Annotated in this window: 1 protein-coding gene; it reads right to left on the bottom strand. The window is 67.9% G+C overall.

The genetic code is table 11. The features are described 5' to 3' along the window. The coding region (locus ACYVKX_RS23325) for an integrase core domain-containing protein (protein WP_460836107.1) at window positions 1–904 on the bottom strand (904 nt) is incomplete at its 3' end. Between the last annotated feature and the right edge of the window lie 16 nt (window positions 905–920).

Below are 920 nucleotides of genomic sequence, written 5' to 3'. Positions count from 1 at the left end.
CGAGGTCTTGGGCCAGGACGATGACGCGGGTTCCGGTGTGGGTTCGCCCGATGCCGATGGAGTACATCTGGCCCTGGTAGCGCCAGGTGATCTTGCCGGCCTTGTCGACCTTGTCGTAGCGGACCCGGTCGTGGGTGTCGTGGTCCCGGTCGCCGGTGCTCGGGGTGGCCTTGGGGCGGTTGTTGTAGATCGTGGCCGGGGTGGCCCGGTGCTCGAGGGAGCGGTGGGGCCGGTGGTGGTTGTACTCCTCGGCGAACGCGTCGAGAAGGGCCTGGAGGTCGTCGATCGTGGTCGGCTGCTCGGGCTGTCCGCGGAGCCACTTCTTCATCGTCTGCTGGAACCGCTCAACCTTGCCGCAGGTGGTGGGGTGGCCGGGGGTGGAGTTCTTCTGGACGATCCCGAGCCGGCGGAGCTCGGTCTCGAACCCGTTGCGGGTGCCGGCTCCCTTCTTGCCCTGGGACAGTCTGGTGGTGAAGACCATCCCGTTGTCGGTCAACGTCGAGGCGGGAATCCCGTACTCGGCAACGGTTTCTCTGAAGGTTCTGAGCACGATCGGGCCGGTGACGCGGTGGTGCGCGGTGACCGACAGGGCGTAGCGGGAGCAGTCGTCGAGCCAGGTCAGGATCTCGCTGTCGGCGCCGGGACGCCCGTCGGGACGCCGGAGCCGGTAGTGGGTGAAGTCGGACTGCCAGGTTTCGTTGGGCATCGCCGCGGCGAACCGGATGTAGGACGACTTGGGCTTCTTCTTCGGCTCGGGGACCACGAGTCCGGCCTTGGCGAGGTAGCGGGCGATGGTGGCCCTGGAGACGGTGATGCCGTGGCGGTGGGTCAGGTGCCAGCCGATGGTCTCGGGGCCGGCGTCCAGGCCGCTCGCGGTCAGCTTCTCCCGGAGCTCGAGGATCAAGTCCACGGTGTCCGCT

The sequence above is a fragment of the Nocardioides hungaricus genome, from assembly GCF_054782915.1.
Note: the sequence above shows the minus strand (reverse complement) of the source record. Positions and strands in the feature narration are given on the sequence as shown.